The sequence below is a fragment of the Pikeienuella piscinae genome, assembly GCF_011044155.1.
Taxonomy (GTDB): Bacteria; Pseudomonadota; Alphaproteobacteria; order Rhodobacterales; family Rhodobacteraceae; genus Pikeienuella; species Pikeienuella piscinae.
Genome location: NZ_CP049056.1, coordinates 2,043,211 through 2,061,010 on the forward strand (window position 1 = coordinate 2,043,211; position 17,800 = coordinate 2,061,010).

At 69.3% G+C, this 17,800-nt stretch carries 18 protein-coding genes and 1 riboswitch; of the genes, 8 read left to right on the top strand and 10 right to left on the bottom strand.

Translation table 11 applies throughout. From position 1 onward, the window contains the following. Nucleotides 1-2 precede the first annotated feature (2 nt). Complete coding sequence (locus G5B40_RS09895; protein ID WP_165098048.1) at nt 3-1,382, bottom strand: cytochrome ubiquinol oxidase subunit I; 1,380 nt, start codon at nt 1,380-1,382, stop codon at nt 3-5. Between the two features lie 410 nt (nt 1,383-1,792). Here G5B40_RS09895 and G5B40_RS09900 point away from each other — a divergent pair, with 410 nt between their 5' ends. Genes G5B40_RS09900 through G5B40_RS09920 form a run of 5 tightly spaced genes read left to right on the top strand, consistent with a single transcriptional unit; the run spans nt 1,793 to nt 6,189 of the window. Next, on the top strand, nt 1,793-2,689 hold the full coding sequence (locus tag G5B40_RS09900) for a formate dehydrogenase accessory sulfurtransferase FdhD (RefSeq protein ID WP_165098051.1): 897 nt from the start codon (nt 1,793-1,795) through the stop codon (nt 2,687-2,689). Between the two features lie 41 nt (nt 2,690-2,730). Next, complete coding sequence (gene mobA, locus G5B40_RS09905; RefSeq protein WP_165103493.1) at nt 2,731-3,303, top strand: molybdenum cofactor guanylyltransferase MobA; 573 nt, start codon at nt 2,731-2,733, stop codon at nt 3,301-3,303. Further along, nucleotides 3,300-3,800, top strand: coding sequence for a molybdopterin-guanine dinucleotide biosynthesis protein B (gene mobB, locus G5B40_RS09910; RefSeq protein WP_165098054.1), 501 nt, complete (start codon nt 3,300-3,302; stop codon nt 3,798-3,800). The genes mobA and mobB overlap by 4 nt, the downstream gene beginning before the upstream one ends. After that, complete coding sequence (locus G5B40_RS09915) at nt 3,800-5,050, top strand: molybdopterin-binding protein (protein WP_165098057.1); 1,251 nt, start codon at nt 3,800-3,802, stop codon at nt 5,048-5,050. The genes mobB and G5B40_RS09915 overlap by 1 nt, the downstream gene beginning before the upstream one ends. Then, nucleotides 5,047-6,189 carry an MFS transporter gene (locus G5B40_RS09920; RefSeq protein WP_165098059.1) on the top strand — a complete coding sequence of 381 codons (1,143 nt, stop codon included), beginning with the start codon at nt 5,047-5,049 and terminating at the stop codon, nt 6,187-6,189. Before G5B40_RS09915 ends, G5B40_RS09920 begins: the two co-directional genes overlap by 4 nt. Nucleotides 6,190-6,198: 9 nt before the next feature. Here G5B40_RS09920 and radC read toward each other — a convergent pair whose 3' ends face one another. Then, nucleotides 6,199-6,939, bottom strand: coding sequence for a RadC family protein (gene radC / locus G5B40_RS09925; RefSeq protein WP_165098061.1), 741 nt, complete (start codon nt 6,937-6,939; stop codon nt 6,199-6,201). 204 nt (nt 6,940-7,143) lie between these two features. Here radC and greA point away from each other — a divergent pair, with 204 nt between their 5' ends. The 3 genes from greA to G5B40_RS09940 all read left to right on the top strand — a co-directional run bounded on the left by greA (nt 7,144) and on the right by G5B40_RS09940 (nt 9,559). After that, the gene (gene greA, locus G5B40_RS09930; protein WP_165098063.1) at nt 7,144-7,620 is read left to right on the top strand and encodes a transcription elongation factor GreA; all 477 of its coding nucleotides are present in this window, start codon (nt 7,144-7,146) and stop codon (nt 7,618-7,620) included. A 49-nt stretch (nt 7,621-7,669) separates the two neighbouring features. Next, nucleotides 7,670-8,752, top strand: coding sequence for a hypothetical protein (locus tag G5B40_RS09935; RefSeq protein ID WP_165098065.1), 1,083 nt, complete (start codon nt 7,670-7,672; stop codon nt 8,750-8,752). 72 nt (nt 8,753-8,824) lie between these two features. Then, a riboswitch (FMN riboswitch) is annotated at nt 8,825-9,002 on the top strand. Between the two features lie 77 nt (nt 9,003-9,079). Then, nucleotides 9,080-9,559, top strand: a complete 480-nt coding sequence (locus tag G5B40_RS09940; protein ID WP_165098067.1) for a 6,7-dimethyl-8-ribityllumazine synthase — start codon at nt 9,080-9,082, stop codon at nt 9,557-9,559. Between the two features lie 146 nt (nt 9,560-9,705). Here G5B40_RS09940 and G5B40_RS09945 read toward each other — a convergent pair whose 3' ends face one another. The 8 genes from G5B40_RS09945 to G5B40_RS09980 all read right to left on the bottom strand — a co-directional run bounded on the left by G5B40_RS09945 (nt 9,706) and on the right by G5B40_RS09980 (nt 17,515). Next, on the bottom strand, nt 9,706-10,884 hold the full coding sequence (locus G5B40_RS09945; RefSeq protein ID WP_165098070.1) for a BaiN/RdsA family NAD(P)/FAD-dependent oxidoreductase: 1,179 nt from the start codon (nt 10,882-10,884) through the stop codon (nt 9,706-9,708). Beyond that, nucleotides 10,881-11,774, bottom strand: a complete 894-nt coding sequence (locus G5B40_RS09950) for a dihydrodipicolinate synthase family protein (protein WP_165098072.1) — start codon at nt 11,772-11,774, stop codon at nt 10,881-10,883. Before G5B40_RS09950 ends, G5B40_RS09945 begins: the two co-directional genes overlap by 4 nt. 88 nt (nt 11,775-11,862) lie before the next feature. Then, nucleotides 11,863-13,032, bottom strand: coding sequence for a M20 aminoacylase family protein (locus tag G5B40_RS09955; protein ID WP_165098075.1), 1,170 nt, complete (start codon nt 13,030-13,032; stop codon nt 11,863-11,865). 11 nt (nt 13,033-13,043) lie between these two features. Continuing rightward, complete coding sequence (locus tag G5B40_RS09960; protein WP_165098077.1) at nt 13,044-14,207, bottom strand: M20 aminoacylase family protein; 1,164 nt, start codon at nt 14,205-14,207, stop codon at nt 13,044-13,046. Then, the gene (gene argE, locus G5B40_RS09965; RefSeq protein ID WP_165098079.1) at nt 14,207-15,361 is read right to left on the bottom strand and encodes an acetylornithine deacetylase; all 1,155 of its coding nucleotides are present in this window, start codon (nt 15,359-15,361) and stop codon (nt 14,207-14,209) included. The genes G5B40_RS09960 and argE overlap by 1 nt, the downstream gene beginning before the upstream one ends. A gap of 138 nt (nt 15,362-15,499) precedes the next feature. Beyond that, nucleotides 15,500-16,783: a patatin-like phospholipase family protein gene (locus tag G5B40_RS09970; protein ID WP_165098081.1), complete on the bottom strand. Its 1,284-nt coding sequence runs from the start codon at nt 16,781-16,783 to the stop codon at nt 15,500-15,502. A 46-nt stretch (nt 16,784-16,829) separates the two neighbouring features. After that, nucleotides 16,830-17,117: a glycine zipper family protein gene (locus G5B40_RS09975; RefSeq protein WP_165098083.1), complete on the bottom strand. Its 288-nt coding sequence runs from the start codon at nt 17,115-17,117 to the stop codon at nt 16,830-16,832. 11 nt (nt 17,118-17,128) lie between these two features. Continuing rightward, nucleotides 17,129-17,515 carry a Rap1a/Tai family immunity protein gene (locus G5B40_RS09980; RefSeq protein WP_165098086.1) on the bottom strand — a complete coding sequence of 129 codons (387 nt, stop codon included), beginning with the start codon at nt 17,513-17,515 and terminating at the stop codon, nt 17,129-17,131. Nucleotides 17,516-17,800 lie beyond the last annotated feature (285 nt).

The following is a 17,800-nucleotide window of genomic DNA, read 5'->3' on the forward strand; positions in this document are numbered from 1 at the left end:
CCCTACTCCCCCGCCACCGCGACCGTCGCCGCGCCAGATCGTTCCGGCTCTTCCGGCAACGAGCCCTGCGCCGCGCGCCGGGCGAGAATGAAGAGCATCGCCACATAGGCGATGAGCAGGACCGCGTAGACCGCGAGGTAGAGCGCCAGACTGGAGGCGACCATGCCAGTGGAATGGTGCGCCACCGCCGCCTCCGTCGTCAGCACATCCTGCACCAGCCAGGGCTGGCGGCCGATCTCGGTCGTGTACCAGCCGGCCAGCGTCGCGACCCAGCCGGAAAAGCTCATCGCGACGAAGCCGCGCAGGAGCCAGGGGTTGAGCAGCGTCGTCCCGCCCTTGCGCCAGATCATGAACGCGCCGAACCAGGCGAGCGCGAGCATGGCCAGCCCGACCGCCACCATCACCCGGAACGACCAGAAGAGCGCCGCGACCGGCGGGTGCAGCGCCGTTCCGTCCTCGGCGTAATAGTCGTTCAGCCCCGGCACGACGCCTGAAAGAGAATGCGTCAGGATCAGGCTGGCGCCGTGCGGCACCGCGATCTCGAAATCATTGCGCCGCTCCGCCTCGTCCGGCCAGGCGAAAAGGAGCAGCGGCACGTTCGGCCCGGTCTCCCAGTTCGCCTCCATCGCCGCGATCTTCTGCGGCTGATGCTCCAGCGTGTTGAGCCCGTGCTGATCGCCGGCGAAGATCTGGATCGGGATCAGCGCCGCCGCCACCCAGACAGACCAGCGAAAGGTCATCCGCGGCTCCCGGTCCTGATCCCCGATCAGGATCCGGTAGGCGGATATCCCGGCGATCAGGAAGGCGCAGGTCAGCCCGCTCGCCAGCAGCATATGCGCCATGCGGTAGGGCATGGAGGGGTTGAAGACGATTTCGAACCAGTCGGTCGCATGGGCGACGCCGTCGATCATCTCGAACCCCTGCGGCGTCTGCATCCAGGAATTCAGCACGAGGATCCAGAACGCGCTCAGCGTGGTGCCGATGGCGACCAAAACCGTCGCCAGAATATGCATCCAGCCCGGCACCCGGTTGAAGCCGAAAAGCATGATCCCGAGAAAGGCCGCTTCGAGAAAGAACGCCGTCAGCACCTCATAGGCGAGGAGCGGCCCGGCGATATTGCCCACCGTCTGCATGTAGCCCGGCCAGTTGGTGCCGAACTGGAAGGACATGGTGATGCCCGAGACGACGCCGAGCGCGAAGGAAAGCGCGAAGACCTTCACCCAGAACCGGTAGGCCGCCATCCAGCGCTCGTCGCCGGAGGCGACATAGCGCAGCCGGAAGGTCAGCAGCGCCCAGCCCATGGCGATGGTGATGGTCGGAAACAGGATGTGAAAGGAGATATTCGCGCCGAACTGGATCCGCGACAAAATGAGGGTGTCCATGCATTTCTCCGGTCGGTCTGGAATTCAACCATAGCATGAAATTGCGCAGGCGCAGCATAAGCGGCGTCGCATGCGTCGGAATAACGCTGCAAATGCAATGAATGAAGGGGACGCCGGGCGAAAGAACGCCCGGCCGTCGCGGAGGGGGAACCTCGACTGCCGGGCGTCAAGCGCATCTGCCCGGGCTGCGCTTTCATGGTTAACGCGCCCGCGCCGGCCGGGTTCCCGATCGCCCGAAAAATCGCTGGCGGCCGAGCGGCGCCATGAAACCGGCGGCGCGGGCGGGCGACCGGCGAAACGCACGAGTGGACCATCCCGCCGCTCTCATTGGTGGACATCGTCGCCGCGCTCCGCAAATCTGTCGCGTGTGAGACTTCAGCGGCGCGCGCGCCAGAGGGGGAGCGAACCCGATGGGGGTGAGAAGGCTGGCGGACACTCAGGATGACGACTTCATCATCGGCCCCGATCCGGCCGATCCACGCCTGACTCGCGCCGTCACCGGCGTGACCCACGAGGGGCGGGAGGAGGAGATGCGCGTCGTCGAGGAGCGGCCGCTGACGATCTTCCTGAACGCGCAGGAAATCGTGACCGCGATGACCATCGGCGACCATCCGGAATATCTGGCGGTCGGGTATCTCGGAAACCAGAACATGCTTCTGGTCGATGACGAGATCACCGGCGTCGATTTCGACCAGGAGCTGGAGACCGTCGTCGTCAGAACCACCCGCAAGACGAACTACGAGGAGAAGCTGAAGAAGAAGACCCGCACCTCCGGCTGCGCTGTCGGCACCGTCTTTGGCGACGTGATGGAGGCGCTGGAAGGCGTCCGGCTGCCGGAGGCGCCGCTCCGCACCTCCTGGCTCTATGCGCTGCAAAAGAGGATCAACACCGCGCCGAGCCTTTATCTGGAAGCGGGCGCGATTCATGGCGCGGTCCTCTGCCGGGAAGATCGCCCGCTGATCTACATGGAGGATGTCGGTCGCCACAACGCCGTCGACAAGATCGCCGGCTGGATGCGCATGGAGGGCGAACCCGGCGCCGACAAGATCTTCTACACCACCGGACGGCTGACCTCGGAAATGGTCATCAAGACCGCGCTCATGGGCGTTCCGATCCTCGCCTCCCGCTCCGGCTTCACCGCCTGGGGGGTGGAGATCGCGCGCCAGGTCGGGCTGACGCTGATCGGCCGGATGCGCGGCAAGCGCTTCGTCTGCCTCTCCGGCGCCGAGCGGCTGGTGCGCGACGCCGACCCCGGCGCGGTGGCGGAGGAAGACCCGAAGAACCGCCGCAAAGGCGAGCGGGCGTGAACCCCTTCGGCGTCATCCTCGCGGGCGGGCGGGCGACGCGGATGGGCGGTGGCGACAAGGCGCTTCGGGAAGTCGCGGGCCGGACGCTGCTGGCGCGGGTGGAGGAGCGACTCTCGACCCAGGTCGTCGCGACCGCGATCAACGCCAATGGCGATCCGGGTCGCTTTACGACCTTCGGCCTGCCGGTCGTCGCCGACGGCGTCGCCGGCTATCCGGGGCCGCTGGCCGGCGTCCTCGCCGGGATGGACTGGGCGGCGTCTTATGACGCGACGCATATCCTCACCGTCGCCGCCGACACGCCGTTCTTTCCCGACAATCTCGGGCGGCGGCTCATCGAGGCGGTGGAGGCCGGGGCGCCGATCGCCCTCGCCGCAACGCCGGACCCGGAACGCGGTCTTTCCCGCCACCCGACATTCGGGCTCTGGACCATCGCGCTCCGCGAGGATCTTCGCGCCGCGCTCGTCGGTGGGATCCGCAAGGTCGTCGCATGGACCGACCGCCATGACGCGGCGCTGGTCGAATTTCCGGCCGAACCCTTCGATCCCTTCTTCAACGTCAACACGCCCGATGATATCGCCCGTGCGGAACGGATCGTCGCGGAGCACGGGCTTTGAACATGTATGGCGTCACCGGCTGGAAGAACGCCGGGAAGACCTCGCTGATGGAGCGCCTGGTGAAGGAGATCGCCGGGCGCGGCCTCTCGGTCTCTACCGTCAAGCACGCGCATCACGACTTCGATATCGACCGCCCCGGCAAGGACAGCTTTCGCCACCGCGCCGCCGGCGCGCGCGAGGTGCTGGTCGCCTCCGACATGCGCTACGCGCTGATGCGCGAGATGCAGGGCGAAGCGCCGCCCACGCTGGAGGAGCTGCTCGCCCGGCTCGCGCCGGTCGATCTGGTGCTGATCGAAGGCTACAAGCGCGACCGGCACCGGAAGATCGAAGTCTGGCGCGCCGTGACCGGCGCCGCGCTGATCGCGCCGGACGACCCGACCGTGCGCGCCATCGCCAGCGCCGACCCGGTGGAGACCGACCGCCCGGTCCTGCCGCTCGACGACGCTCGCGCCATCGCCGATTTCATCCTCCGCGATCTCGGCATCGGAGCTGGCTGATGGATCCGCGCCGCCCGGTCAACGACTGCTTCGCCCTGCCGCCCGGCGTCGACTGGACGCCGGTCGCGGACGCGCTCGCGGCGCTGAAGGCCTCCGTCGCGACGGTGACCGGGACCGAGGAGGTCGGCATCGAAAACGCGCTCGGCCGGGTGCTGGCGAAGGATGTGACGGCGCGGATCGACCAACCGCCGGCGGCCAACGCGGCGGTCGACGGCTATGCTTTCGCACATGAAAGCTATTTGCAGGAACCGCTCCGCGTCGTCGACGGGCGGGCGGCGGCCGGGGCGCCCTATCCGCGCGCGCTAAGACCGGGCGAAGCGCTCCGCATTCTCACCGGCGCGCTGCTGCCGAAGGGCGCGGATACGGTGATGCTGGACGAGGACGCGCGCCGCGAGGGGGCGCTCCTCCACGGGCCGACCGGCCTGAAGCCCGGCGTCAACCGGCGCCGGGCGGCCGAGAACGCGGAGAAAGGCGCGGTCGCGCTCGGCGCCGGCGCGCGGCTGACGCCACAGGCGCTCGCTCACGCCGCGGCCGCCGGGCTATCGCGCCTCCCGGTGCGCCGGCGGCTGCGGGTCGGCCTCCTCTCGACCGGCGACGAGATACGCGAACCCGGCGCCGCGCTCGCGCCAGGTCAGATCCACGACGCAAACCGGCCGATGCTCACGGGGCTCGTCCGCGCCTGGGGTTGCGCGCCGGTCGATCTCGGCGTCGCGCCGGACAACGCCGCGGCGGTGCGCGCCGCGCTCGACGCCGGGGCCGCGGGCGCCGACGTCATCCTCGCCTCCGGGGGCGCCTCGGCCGGCGACGAGGACTGGCTTTCGCGACTGCTCGGCGCGGAGGGAAGCCGCGCGATCTGGCGCATCGCGATGAAACCGGGGCGCCCGCTTGCGCTCGGGCGCTGGCGCGGCGCGCCGGTCTTCGGTCTGCCCGGCAACCCGGTCGCCGCCTTCACCTGCGCGCTGATCTTCGCGCGCCCGGCGCTGCTGGCGATGGGCGGCGCGGGCTGGGCGGAGCCGGCGGCCGAGACCCGCCCCGCCGCTTTCGCCCGGCGCCGGAAGGCCGGCCGGCGCGAATATCTTCGCGCCCGGCTCGACGCCGATGGGCGGGTGGAGGTTTTCGCCAACGAAGGTTCCGGCCTCACGCGCGGTCTGGTCTGGGCCGAGGGCTTCGTCGATCTGCCCGATGACGGGCCGGACGTGGCGATCGGCGATCCGGTCGCCTGGCTTCCTTTTTCGGCGTTCGGCCTTTGACGCCGCCCGGCCTCGCGCGCACCTCCGGTTTCTATTTCTTCCTTTTCTTCGCGTTTGGCGCGCATCTGCCATTCTGGCCGATCTGGCTCAAGGACCGGGGCCTGACGGAGACCGAGATCGGAACCTACACCGCCGCCGCCATCGCGCTGCGCGTGGCGATGGGGTTCGCGGTTCCGCTCGCCGCCGACCGCGCCGGGGCGCCGCGCCGGGCGCTGGCGCTGCTCGCGTTGCTCACTTCGCTGGCCTTTCTCGCGCATCTCGCGGCGGGAACGCCGGGCGGACTTCTGCTAACCACGCTGTTGGCCGCCGCCGCCGTCGCCGGAATCGCCCCGATCGCCGACGCGCTCTCGCTTCGCGCCGCGGCGCAGGGCGGATTCGCCTATTCGACGGCGCGGAGCGCCGGCTCGGCCGCGTTCCTGATCGCCAACATTCTCTGCGGCCTCGCGATCGCACGCTTCGGCTCGAACGCCGCGCTCTGGTGGATTGTCCTTTCGCTTCTGCCCTGCGTCTGGCTCGGCCTCACCCATCCGGGCGGGGCCGGCGCGCCGCTGCCGCGCCCGCGCCTCGCGGACGCCGCCGCGCTGTTGCGCCACCCCGTCGTGCTGCTGACCATGCTGGCGGGGGCGAGCATTCAGGGCTCTCACGCGGTTCTCTACACCTACGGTTCGATCCACTGGCGCGCGGCGGGGATCGGCGACGGGACCATCGGCGCGCTCTGGGCGTTCAGCGTTCTGCTCGAAGTGCTGCTGATGTTCTTCGCCGGGCGCAGGCTGATCCGCCGCCTGACCCCCGCCGGCGCGATGGCGCTGGCCGGGGCGGCGGGGGTCCTGCGCTGGTCGCTGATGGCGGCGGACCCGGCCGCGATCTGGCTCTGGCCCTTGCAGGCGCTCCATGCGCTCACCTTCACCGCCGCCTATCTCGGCGCAGTCGCGATGGTGGAGCGCATCGCGCCCGCCAGCCTCGGCGCCACCGCGCAGGGACTGGTCGGCGCGACCGCGGTCGGCGTGGCGATGGCCGGCGGCGGGCTCGCCGCGGCGGCGGCCTATCCGGCATGGGGCGCCGGCGCCTACTGGATCGCGGCGGCGTTCTCGCTCACAGGGCTTGGCGCCGCCGCCTTGCTGCTGCGCCTCAAGGTCTGAGAGCGGCGCTCAGAGCAGCCCGAGCGCGCGAAAGCTGGCGTCCGTCTCCTTGCCGATCACCACATGGTCGTGCAGCGTCACGCCGACCGCCTCCAGCGCCGCCTCGATCCGCTGCGTCATCTCGATATCGGCGGGCGACGGCGTCGGATCGCCCGAGGGGTGGTTATGAACCATGATCATCGCCGAGGCGTTCAGCTCCAGCGCCCGCTTCGCCACCTCGCGCGGATAGACCGGCACATGGTCGACCGTGCCCTTCGCCTGCGCCTCGTCCGCCAGCAGCGCGTTCTTGCGGTCGAGAAAGAGAATGCGGAACTCCTCTGTCTCACGGTAAGCCATCACCGTCTTGCAATAGGTCATCAGCGCCGACCAGGAAGACAGCGCCTCTCGCCCAATGACGCGGGCCTGGGCCAGCCGGTGCGCGGCGGCCTCGACGATCTTCAGCTCGCGCGCCGCCGCTTCGCCCAACCCCTCGACCTTCGTGAGCCGGGCGGGCGGGGCGGAGATCGCGTGGTTGAAATCGCCGAACTCCGCCAGAAGCCGCTTCGCCAGCGGCTTCACATCGCGCCGCGGGATGGCGCGAAACAGCACCAGCTCCAGAAGCTCGTAATCCGCCAGCGCCGTGGCCCCGGCCCGGTCGAATCGCGCCCGCAGCCGCTCACGATGCCGGGCGTGATCGGGCTCCTTCTTCTTCGATCCGGCGGGCTCCAGCCCCGGCAACGCCGCCTCGCCCAGCCCCCGCGCCGCCGCCATGCGCCGCCCCTCTCATTAACCGCTCGTTCGGAAAATGCGCCGAAACCGTTTCGAGAGTGTTAACATCGCCCCGGCTTGCAACCGCAAAACGGCGCTCATATGTTCCTTGAACGAGCCGGGGCGCGCCCTGCGCGGGAGACCGCGAAGGGCGCGCCCCGCTTTTAGGCCAGGGATACGGGTCGGAACAGGAGTGGAGAGGCCAACATGGTCGACAAGGTGCCTGTCACTGCGGCTGGATACGCCGCGTTGAACGAAGAGCTGAAGGATCTGAAGTCGACGCAGCGCCCGGAGGTGATCCGCGCGATCGCTGAGGCGCGCGAACATGGCGACCTTTCGGAGAACGCCGAGTATCACGCGGCGCGCGAACGCCAGTCCTTCATCGAAGGCCGGATCAAGGAACTCGAGGGGCTGATCTCCCGCGCCGACGTGATCGACCCGGCAAAGCTTTCCGGCTCCTCGATCAAGTTCGGCGCCACGATCACCGTCGCCGACGAGGATACGGACGAGGAAAAGACCTATCAGATCGTCGGCGAGACCGAGGCCGACATCGCGCTCGGCAAGCTCAACATCCGCTCGCCGCTCGCCCGCGCGTTGATCGGCAAGGAGGCCGGCGACAGCGTCGAGGTGATGACGCCCGGCGGCGGCAAGAGCTATGAGATCATCTCCGTCGCGTTCCGGTGACCGGCGGGTGACTGACAGCTGACGGCCCCGGACCCCGAAAGGTGAACCGATGGAGACACCGAGCGGAGAGACGCCGATCGGGAAGCGGCTCTCCGCGCTTGGCCGTGGGTTTCGCGAAAACCGCGTCTTCGCCGCCGCGACCGTTCTCACGCTGATCTGGCTCGGCGGCGTCCTCGCCTACGCCGCCGGGTTCTTCGGGCTGTTCGAATCGGCGATCCTCGCCCCCCGCGCCGCCACGGCCCTGGAGATCGCGCTTTTCATCCTCGCCGCGCTGGCGCCGGCGACGCTGTTCTTCTACGGCGCGCATCTCGCGCAGCAGGCGGAGGAGATCAGGCGGGCGGCGTCGCGCCTCGCTGACTCGATCGACGCGCTGCATGGGCGTGAGCCAGGGACGCCCGACCGCCCCGTCCCCGATCAGGCGGAGCTTGCGGCGGCGCTGGCCGCCGCCCTTCGCGCCCCGTTGGAGGAGGAAAAAGCCGCGCTCGCCGCCGCGCTCGCCCGGATCGACGCCGCGCTCGGCCCGATGCAGGAGATGATGGCGCGGATCGAGGGCCGCGAAAGCGCGGCCCGACGCGAGGGCAAGATCGCCGGACCGCCCGCGCCCGCCGATGGCGCGCAGCCCGCCCTCCCCCTCGCCGGGGAGCCGAAACCGGCCGAGGGCGTGCGCTGGGACAGCGTCGTGCGCGCGCTCGACTTTCCGCGCGACGAGCACGACCGCGAGGGCTTCGCCGCGCTCCGCGCCGCGGTGAAGGAGCGCGAATTCGCCGAACTGCTGCAGGCGGCCGAGGATGTGCTCACGCTTCTCGCCGCCGACGGTCTCTATATGGAGGACATGACGCCGGAGGCGGCCACGCTGGAGGACTGGGTCGCCTACGCCCGCGGCGCCCGCGGCCCGGACATCGCCGCAGTCGGCGGCCTTCGCGACGAAGAGGCGCTCACCACGATCCGCGGCCGTATGCGCAGCGACGTGGTTTTTCGCGACAGCGCGCTGCATTTCCTCCGCCGCTTCGACCGGCTGCTTGGCCGGATGGCGCGCGAACTCGGGTCCGACCCGATGATCCTCGAAGCCGGCGACAGCCGCACCGGCCGCGCCTTCATGATCATCGCCCGCGTCACCGGGGCTTTCGACTGAATCCCGATCCGGGAACGATGGACAGCGCCCCTGCGTCGGGATAGATTTCCCCCGCCGCCCGCAGATCGGGCGGCGCGTTCTCGGGGCGGGGCGAAATTCCCCACCGGCGGTGTTGGCCAGGGGTTTCGCGATGCGGAGCCTTCGGCCTCAGCCCGCGAGCGCCCTTGCGTTTCAGGCGAAACGCCGGGGGTCAGCAGATCCGGTGCGATCCCGGAGCCGACGGTCATAGTCCGGATGAGAGAGAACGAGCGAGCGACAGGCGGCGCGCAGCGTCGCGACGCGCGTTCGTCGCCCTGATTCAACGCTTCCGACGCCATGGAGCAGAGCATGAATCAGAGCACCGAAACCAGAAACGAACCCTTGCGCTTCGCCTTTATCGAGGCCCGCTGGCACGACCGCATCGTCGATCAGGCCCGCATCGGCTTTCTCGACGAACTGGCGCGCCGCACCAACGGCGCCGCCGTCACCGACGTCTTCGACGCGCCGGGAGCCTTCGAAATCCCCCTGCTGGCGCAGCGCCTTGCGCGCAGCGGGCTTTACGACGGCGTGATCGGCGCCGCCTTCGTCGTGGATGGCGGCATATACCGGCATGAATTCGTGGCGGAGACGGTCGTGGCCGGGTTGATGCAAGCGCAGCTCGCGACCGAGGTGCCGATCTTCTCCGTCGTCCTCACTCCGCATCATTTTCAGGAGACGGCGGCGCATGAGGCGTTCTTCGCCGAACATTTCGTGCTGAAGGGAGGGGAGGCGGCGCGCGCCGCCCTCGCCACCGTCGCCCTCGGCGCGACGCTGCCGAAAGCGGCCTGAGCGAAGCTCGGGCCATCCCGGGCTTGATCCGGGACCCCGCAGGCGCGCGACGGGCCGAGGTCCCGGCCTTGCGCCGGGGCCCCGAACGGCGGCTCACCACGGCCGGAGGTCCCGGCTCAAGGCCGGGACCATTCTTTCCCCGCCCTTCAGACCGCCCCGCCGGCGGCGAAGCCCGACGACCAGGCCCACTGGAAATTGTAGCCACCGAGCCAGCCGGTCACGTCGACCGCCTCGCCGATGAAATGCAGGCCGGGGACGGCTTTCGCCGCCATCGTCCGCCCGTCCAGCCCCGCCGTGGAGATTCCGCCGAGCGTCACCTCCGCCGTCCGGTACCCCTCCGTCCCGACCGGTCTGACCTCCCATCCCGCGATGAAGCCGGCGATCTCGCGCAGCCGCCTGTCGGAAAGATCGGCGAGGTTGCGCCGCTCGCCGATCTCCGCCTCCAGCCAGTCGGCGAGCGCCTTGGGAAGGAACGCCGCGAGCGCGGTGCGGAGCGCCCGGCGCCCTGCCTCCGCCCGCGCCGCCCTGAGCGCGCCGAAAACCTCGTCGCCGCCCCCAAAGGCGATGCGCAGCGCCTCGCCCTCCCGCCAGTAGGAGGAGACCTGCAGGAGCGCCGGGCCGGAAAGCCCGCGATGAGTGAAGAGCATCGCCTCCTTGAACCACCCGGCGCCCGCCGTCGCCTCCACCTCCGCCGCGACGCCGACCAGCGGCTTCAGCCGCGCCAGCAGCTCCGGGCCGAGGGTGAAGGGAACCAGCGCCGGCCGCGTCTCCGTCACATCCAGCCCGAACTGGCGGGCGAGGTCATAGGCGAAGCCGGTCGCGCCCATTTTCGGGATGGATTTCCCGCCGGTCGCAACGATCAGCGCGGCGCAATCCGTGACCCCGCGCGAGGTGACGAGCCGGAACCCGTCCTCCGCCCGCTCCACCCGTTCGACCGGCTCCGAAAGCCGCAGCGCCCCGCCCGCGTCGCCAAGCTCGCTCAGCAGCATCTCGATGATCGCGCCGGAGCGCCCGTCGCAGAAAAGCTGGCCCAGCGTCTTTTCGTGCCAGCCGATCCCGTGCGCCTCCACCAGCCGGATGAAGTCATGCTGGTCGTAGCGGGTGAGCGCGGAGACAGCGAAGCGCGGGTTTTCGGAGAGGAACGCCTCCGGCCGGCTGTGGAGATTGGTGAAGTTGCAACGCCCGCCGCCGGAAATGCGGATCTTTTCCGCCGGTTTCGCGGCATGGTCGAGGACCAGCACCCGCCGTCCGCGCCGCGCCGCCTCCGCCCCGGCGAAAAGCCCCGCGGCGCCGGCGCCGAGAACCACCACGTCCCATTCGGTCACGCGACGAGACCAAGCTCCCGCGCCAGCGCTGCGCCGGCGGCCGGGTCGAAGGCCCGCAGCGGCGGGCGAACATTCGCCCAGCGCGGCTCACCCGTCATCAGCGCCTTGACCCGCTTCTGCGCCTCGATCAGCGGATGCGCCTGCGCCGTTTTCCGGAACGCCGTCACCGGCGGCTGCAGCGCGGCGGCTTTCGCCGGGTCCGCGTCATGGGCCGCGATCAGCTCGGCGATCGCCGGCGCGTTCAGGTTGGCGGTCGCGGTGATGCAGCCCGGCGCGCCGAGCGGCAGCGCTTTCGCGAGCGCGCTCTCCGCGCTCGGAAATACGACAAGGCCGTCGATCGCCAGCAGCGCCTCCGTGTTCGCCCAGTCGCCGGAGCTGTCCTTGATCCCCACCACCTCCTCGAACGCCGTGAACAGCCGCTCGACCAGCGCGACCGGCAGACCGACGCCGGAAATCTGCGGTATGTGGTAGAGATAGAGGCGAAAGCCGGGGTAATCGACCGCCTCGATCAGCCGGGCGTAATAGTCGTAGAGCCCGTCCTCGGGCACGTTCTTGTAATAGAACGGCGGCAGCGCCATCGCCCCGGCGCAGCCCATGCCGAGGCAGGCGCGGGTCAGCCGCGCGCTGTCGGCGATGCTGGTGAGCCCGGTCCCCGGGATCAGCCGCGCCGGGTCCGCTCCGGCGGCGATCAACGCCGCGAGGGTCGCGATCCGCTCATCGACGCCGACCGAGGTCGCCTCCCCCGTCGTCCCGAAGGGCGCGAGCGCGACGCAGCCCTGATCCAGCAACTCCAGCGCGTGACCGATATAGAGATCGGTCGCGATGGTCAGATCGTCATTGAACGGCGTGAAATTCGGCGCGACGACGCCGCGCGGCGCATCATGAGACATGAAAGGGTCTTTCCTTAGGGGAAGGAGAGCTAGCGCGGAAAGCGGCGCGGCGACAAGCCGATTCCCGCGCGGGACGCTCCCGCCTCCGTCAGGCCGCCGGCATCAGCTCCTCGACCAGCTTCGCCCAATAGGAGCAGCCCACCGGGATCGCTTCGTCGTTGAAGTCGTATTCCGGGTGGTGGACATTCGGCGTGTCGCCATTGCCGATGAAGATGAAGGCGCCCGGCCGCGCGTTCAGCATGAAGGAGAAATCCTCGCCCCCCATCACCGGCGGCGTCATGCGGTTGACCCGGTCCTCGCCGACGATCCGGGCGGCGACGTCGCCGGCCTTCTGCGCCGGCCCCTCGGCGTTCACCGTCGCCGGGTAGTTGCGCATGAAGTTCAGCTTCGCGGTCGCGCCGAAGGCCTTCGCGACATTCTCGGCGATCTCGCCCATGCGCGTCTCGGCCAGGTCCTGCACCTCTTTCGTGTAGGTGCGGACCGTCCCTTTCAGCTTCACCGCGTCGGGGATGACGTTATAGGCTGTCGTTTCGGTCTGGAACGAGGTGACGGAGATCACCAGCGACTCCACCGGGTCGAGATTGCGCGACGCGATGGACTGCAGCGCGACGACGATCTCCGCCGCGACCAGCGTGGTGTCGACGGCCTTGTGCGGCATCGCCGCGTGGCCGCCCTTGCCGGTGACGTCGATCTCGAAAAGATCGGCCGCCGCCATCAGCGGGCCGGGACGGATCGCGAAGCTGCCGAGCGGGGTGCCGGGCATGTTGTGCATCCCGTAGACCTCCTCGATCCCGAAGCGCTCCATCATGCCTTCGTTGACCATCTCGCGGCCGCCGCCGCCGCCTTCCTCCGCCGGCTGGAAGATCACCACCGCCGTGCCGTCGAAATTCCGCGTCTCGGCCAGATATTTCGCCGCGCCCATCAGCATCGCCGTATGGCCGTCATGCCCGCAGGCGTGCATCTTGCCGGGGGTCTTCGAGGCGTGCGGAACCCCCGACGCCTCCTCGATCGGCAGCGCGTCCATATCGGCGCGCAGCCCGATCACCTTGCCGCCCTTTCCCTTGCCGCGAATGACGCCGACGACGCCGGTCTTGCCGATCCCCTCGACCACCTCGTCGCAGCCGAATTCCTTCAGCTTCGCGGCGACGATTCCGGCGGTGCGGTGAACGTCGAACTGCAACTCGGGATTCTCGTGGATGTCGCGCCGCCAGGCGGTGATCTCGTCATGGAGATCGGCGAAACGGTTGATCGTCGGCATGGGTCTTCCTTTCAGCTCAGCGGCAGCGCGCGCTCGGCGAGGCGCACCCAGTAAGAGGCCCCAGCGGGCATGGTCTCGTCGGCGAAATCATAGGCCGGGTGATGGCAGGCGGCGGAGGGGCCGTTGCCGACCATGATCATCGCGCCCGGCCGGGCCTCCAGCATATAGGCGAAATCCTCCGCCCCGAGCAGCGGGGGCGTGTCGCGGATGCAGGCGCCGGCGATCTCCTCGGCGGTCTCGGCGGCGAAGGCGGCGCGCTCCGGGTCGTTCACCGTCGGCGGATAGCCGCGCTCCCACTCGACCGCGCCGACCGCGCCGGCCGAAGCCGCGATCCCCGCCGCGAGCGCGTCGAGCCGCTCGCGCGCCATGGCGCGGTTTTCCTCGGAATAGCAGCGCACCGTGCCGGTCATCCGCGCCGTCTGCGGGATGACGTTGTAGCTCTCGGCGGTGGTCAGCGAGCAAACCGTCACCACCATCATCTCGGTCGGGTCTAGACTGCGCGAAACGACCGATTGCGCCGCCCGGACGAAGCGGCAGGCGGCGACGGTCGGGTCTATGCAGAAATGCGGCTTCGCGGCGTGGCCGCCCTTGCCGGTGAAGGTGATCGTGAACTCGTCGGTGGAGGCGAGCGCCGGCCCGGAGCGGATGGCGAATTGTCCGACCGGCAGATCGGGCATGTTGTGCATCCCGTAGACCTCGGTGACGCCGAACCGCTCCATCAGTCCGTCCTGGACCATCTTCTCGCCGCCCGCGCCCGCCTCCTCGGCGGGCTGGAAGATGACCGCGACCGCGCCGTCGAAATTCCGCGTCTCGGCCAGATGTTTCGCCGCGCCGAGCAGCATCGCCATGTGGCCGTCATGGCCGCAGGCGTGCATCTTGCCTGGAACGGTGGAGGCGTGAGCCGCCCCGGTCGCCTCCGCGATCGGCAGCGCGTCCATGTCGGAGCGCAACCCGACCACCCGGCCGGAGGTTCCCGCCCGCCCCCGGATCAGCCCGACGACGCCGGTCCTGCCGATCCCTTCGACGACCTCGTCGCAGCCGAAGGCGCGCAGCTTTTCAGCGACGATCCCCGCCGTGCGGTGAACGTCGAATTCAAGCTCCGGATGGCGATGGAAATCATGACGCCATTCGACCATGTCGGGTTGAAGCGCCGCGACGCTGTTCAGGATCGGCATCAGGCGGCGAGCCGGTCGATCAGCCGTCGCATGAAGGCCTCGCCGGCCTCGAACTGCTCGATGCTGATATATTCGTTCGGCTGATGCGCCTGGGCGATGGAGCCCGGCCCGCAGATGCAGGTGGAATAGCCGCCCTCCTGGAACTGTCCCGCCTCGGTGCCGTAGGAGACGACGTTCTCGCTGTTGTCGCCGGTCAGCGCGCGGGCCAGCGCCTCCGCCGCGCCATCGTCTTCGCGCAGGCAGGGCGGGTTCGACATCCGGACCTCGACATCGACCCGCGCCTCGGGCCGTATCTTCTGGATGTCCTTCTCGACCTCGGCGGCGAAGGCCATGTAGCGGTCCCGCCATTCAGCCGGCGTCTCCGGCGGGCAGACCCGGAAATCGGAGACGAACTCGCAATCCTTCGCGGTGATGTTGCCGGCGGTGCCGCCCTTGATCACCCCGACATGCAGCGTGGTGAAGGGCGGCTCGAAAGGCGAGGACCGGTCGGCCTTCGCCATGTTCTCCTCGGTCCGCTCGCGGATCCAGTTCACCAGCCGCGCCGCGGTCATCACCGCCGAGACGCCGGTATGCATCAGGCTCGAATGCACTTCGAACCCGCGCACGCGCGTGGTGAGCCCGACCGAGCCCTTGTGCTCCGTCACCACCTTCATCAGCGACGGCTCGCCGACGATCACCGCCGAAGCGGGCGGCATCGTCTCGCGCATCTCGGCGATCATGCCCGGCGCGCCGCGGCAGCCGATCTCCTCGTCATAGGAAAGCGCGATCTGCACCGGCCGCTTCAGCCCGGCCTTCAGCATGTCGGGAACCAGCGCCAGCGCCAGCGCGTCGAACCCCTTCATGTCGCAGGTCCCGCGACCATGCAGCTTGCCGTCCTTCTCCACGACGGCGAACGGATCGCTCGCCCATTCCTGCCCATCGGTCGGCACGACATCGGTATGGCCGGAGAGGATCACGCCGCCCGTCGTCTCCGGTCCGACCAGCGCGTAGAGATTCGCCTTGGTTCCGGTCTCGTCGTAGACGCGCCGGCAAACGACGCCGTGACCGGTCAGATATTCTTCGACGAAATCGATGAGGGGCAGATTTGAATCGCGCGAAACCGTGGGAAAGCCGACGAGTTTCTCGAGCATTTCTCGGGGGGTGTAGACGTGCATGAAGGACCATTTCCGCTGGAGACGCGTTAACCTGTCAACTGCGCGCCTCAGGGTCAAGCGCGCACCGGGGGCCGCTCGCCCGGCCGCCGCGAGGGGCGCGCGGACCAGCGCGGCAGGCAGGCGAAGCGATCCCGCGGGTCAGGAGCCGTCGGCGACACGCGCCGGCGCCGCCGTCGCGTCCAGCGGCGGCGCGAAGCCCGGCGGATACGGGCTCCAGTGCTCGCCGGAGAGCCCTTGATCGTAACCGACCTGATACAGCTTGCCCATATAGACCGGGTCGAACATCTCTTCCGGGTCAGCCGAGAAATCCGGCGGGATGGAGATAACCTCGAGCGCGGCCCCGTCGCGTTCGGCGACCGCATAGATGCGATAGACATCCCCCGACCCCGACCCGCCGATCAGCGATGAGCCCGCCTTGGCGGCGATGTCGAAGACGCGGGGGCGGACCGGGTCATATGGCTTGCGAAGCTTGTTGTTGACCACCACCCAGACCCGCCGGTCAACCTTGGCCCCGGTCCGCTCGTCGAGTTCGGACATGCGCAATTCCGGGCTGAACAGGATCACCTGCTGCGTGGCGCCGCCATCGACATGCATCTCGTCATAACTCTGGCCATGATAGTTCACCGGGACCAGCACTGGCGGGAAGGCCGCGGGAATCGCCGACGAGGCCTGGATGACGTCCCGGATCAGCCTCTTGGCTTTCGGATCGCCGCTCGCGGCGATGGCGCCGACATTCCAGTTCACCGGCCGCGACGCGTCGATATTCGTCGTCCCGATCAGCAGAACCCTGCCGTTCCTGTAAGCCTCGGCGATCTCCGCGACGATCTCGTCGTCGATATACTTGTCGATCAGCCGGCGATAACCGCTGGTGTCGAACAGCGCCGTGCCGCCGGTCAGGCCGGAGAAGAACGTCGTCGTGGCGAGGTCCTTCGTCGTGTACTCGGTGTAGATCTCGCGCAGCTCGTCGTCATATTCCGGCCCGAGAAAGGCGAAGAGCGCGATGATCGCGCCGGTCGAGACGCCGGTCACCAGCTGGAATTCCGGCCGGTCGCCCCGCGCCGTCCACCCGGCGAGAAGACCGGCCCCGAAAGCGCCGTCCGGGCCGCCGCCCGAAAGCGCGAGACTGTCCATGCGGATCGTCTCGCCGCGGGCGATTTCTTCGGCGTGGGAGCGTTCGAGCGCGCGGGCCCGCGTTTCCACGACGAACTCGACATCGGCCTGGTTCAGCCCGTCGCCCCATGCGCGCAGAAGCGGGGCTTCGATACCGTAGGGGCGCGCCGTCTCCAGCCCGTCCTCGGGGACCGCCGCGCGAAACAGCACGGTCGTGCAGCCGCCGAGCAGGGTCGCCGCGATCAGCAGCGACAGGCCGCCCATCCGCATCAGGACTCCCGGCGCCCGCGCCGTCATGCTCTCCCGCTCCATCGCAGCGTCTCCCCTGCCCGGCGTCGCCGGGCCCGTCGTTCAGACCCTAGTTTCGCCGTCCGTCCGCGACGCCCTGGCGATAGGCGGCCTCCTTGTCGGTCTGAACCTTGTCGACGATCAGCCCGCCGGCGAGGCCGGCCCCGGCGCCGATCGCGGCCCCGAGCGCCGCGTCGCCGGCGATCGCGCCGACAAGCGCGCCGCCGGCGGCCCCGGCCGCCGTGCCGGTCAGGGCGCGTTGTTGTTGCGGATTGAGATCCCCGCACGCCGCGAGACTGAGGATCAGCGCCCCGGCGGCCGGAAGTGCGAAGCGGGAGAGAGCGGAAGCAATCGCCATGATGTCAGTCCTTACTTGCAGGGATAAGTGAACGCGGCCCAGCGCATCAGCGCCTCTACCGCGGGCGCCGCCGCGGCGTCATCATCGCCCGCCACCCACGCCGCGAAATTCGAAGCCACCTCGTCGCGCGTCGGCGCGCCCGCGTCCGCGTCGGCCAGACAGTAGATCCCCGTGCCGCCTTTCGCCCTCATCCACGCCTCGTGAAACTGGTTCACGCCGACGATGTATCCTTCGCACATGTGGATCGACGCCGCGTAATCCGCGTGCGACGGCGTCACGGCGCAAAGCGCGGCGAGGTCGGCGCCCGTCGAAACCATGAAATTATCCTGCTCCACCGCCGAGACGGCTCCGGCGGATAGAAGCAGCGCAACCGCTGCGACCGGCATAGTTCTCTTCATGCGAATTTTCCCTCTTTCGACCGTTGAGTAAGGCCGCCAACCTGTTCGCCGCAATCCCAAAGCCGCAGCTTCCCACACCATGACATTAGACGCGAAACACGCTTGCCAGTCAAAGTGAACTTTCGCGCCCGGCGTCGTTTCCGACGCGAAAACACTGTCGCCCGCCGATCCATCGCCGCCTTCGCCCAAGTCGGCGCGGCGATAGGGAGCCAGGGTTTTCCTGCGACTCCGCGACGCCAACCCGCTAAACTGTGGCGCTCGCCGCTCCCGCCGCGGGCGCGCGAG

What these genes read in the sequence shown, in the direction of transcription:
- G5B40_RS09895 (WP_165098048.1), bottom strand. Translation starts at nt 1,382, where the DNA reads ATGGACACCCTCATTTTGTCGCGGATCCAGTTCGGCGCGAATATCTCC.
- G5B40_RS09900 (WP_165098051.1), top strand. Translation starts at nt 1,793, where the DNA reads ATGGGGGTGAGAAGGCTGGCGGACACTCAGGATGACGACTTCATCATC.
- mobA (WP_165103493.1), top strand. Translation starts at nt 2,731, where the DNA reads ATGGGCGGTGGCGACAAGGCGCTTCGGGAAGTCGCGGGCCGGACGCTG.
- G5B40_RS09915 (WP_165098057.1), top strand. Translation starts at nt 3,800, where the DNA reads ATGGATCCGCGCCGCCCGGTCAACGACTGCTTCGCCCTGCCGCCCGGC.
- radC (WP_165098061.1), bottom strand. Translation starts at nt 6,939, where the DNA reads ATGGCGGCGGCGCGGGGGCTGGGCGAGGCGGCGTTGCCGGGGCTGGAG.
- greA (WP_165098063.1), top strand. Translation starts at nt 7,144, where the DNA reads ATGGTCGACAAGGTGCCTGTCACTGCGGCTGGATACGCCGCGTTGAAC.
- G5B40_RS09935 (WP_165098065.1), top strand. Translation starts at nt 7,670, where the DNA reads ATGGAGACACCGAGCGGAGAGACGCCGATCGGGAAGCGGCTCTCCGCG.
- G5B40_RS09940 (WP_165098067.1), top strand. Translation starts at nt 9,080, where the DNA reads ATGAATCAGAGCACCGAAACCAGAAACGAACCCTTGCGCTTCGCCTTT.
- G5B40_RS09950 (WP_165098072.1), bottom strand. Translation starts at nt 11,774, where the DNA reads ATGTCTCATGATGCGCCGCGCGGCGTCGTCGCGCCGAATTTCACGCCG.
- G5B40_RS09955 (WP_165098075.1), bottom strand. Translation starts at nt 13,032, where the DNA reads ATGCCGACGATCAACCGTTTCGCCGATCTCCATGACGAGATCACCGCC.
- G5B40_RS09960 (WP_165098077.1), bottom strand. Translation starts at nt 14,207, where the DNA reads ATGCCGATCCTGAACAGCGTCGCGGCGCTTCAACCCGACATGGTCGAA.
- argE (WP_165098079.1), bottom strand. Translation starts at nt 15,361, where the DNA reads ATGCACGTCTACACCCCCCGAGAAATGCTCGAGAAACTCGTCGGCTTT.
- G5B40_RS09970 (WP_165098081.1), bottom strand. Translation starts at nt 16,783, where the DNA reads ATGGAGCGGGAGAGCATGACGGCGCGGGCGCCGGGAGTCCTGATGCGG.
- G5B40_RS09975 (WP_165098083.1), bottom strand. Translation starts at nt 17,117, where the DNA reads ATGGCGATTGCTTCCGCTCTCTCCCGCTTCGCACTTCCGGCCGCCGGG.
- G5B40_RS09980 (WP_165098086.1), bottom strand. Translation starts at nt 17,515, where the DNA reads ATGAAGAGAACTATGCCGGTCGCAGCGGTTGCGCTGCTTCTATCCGCC.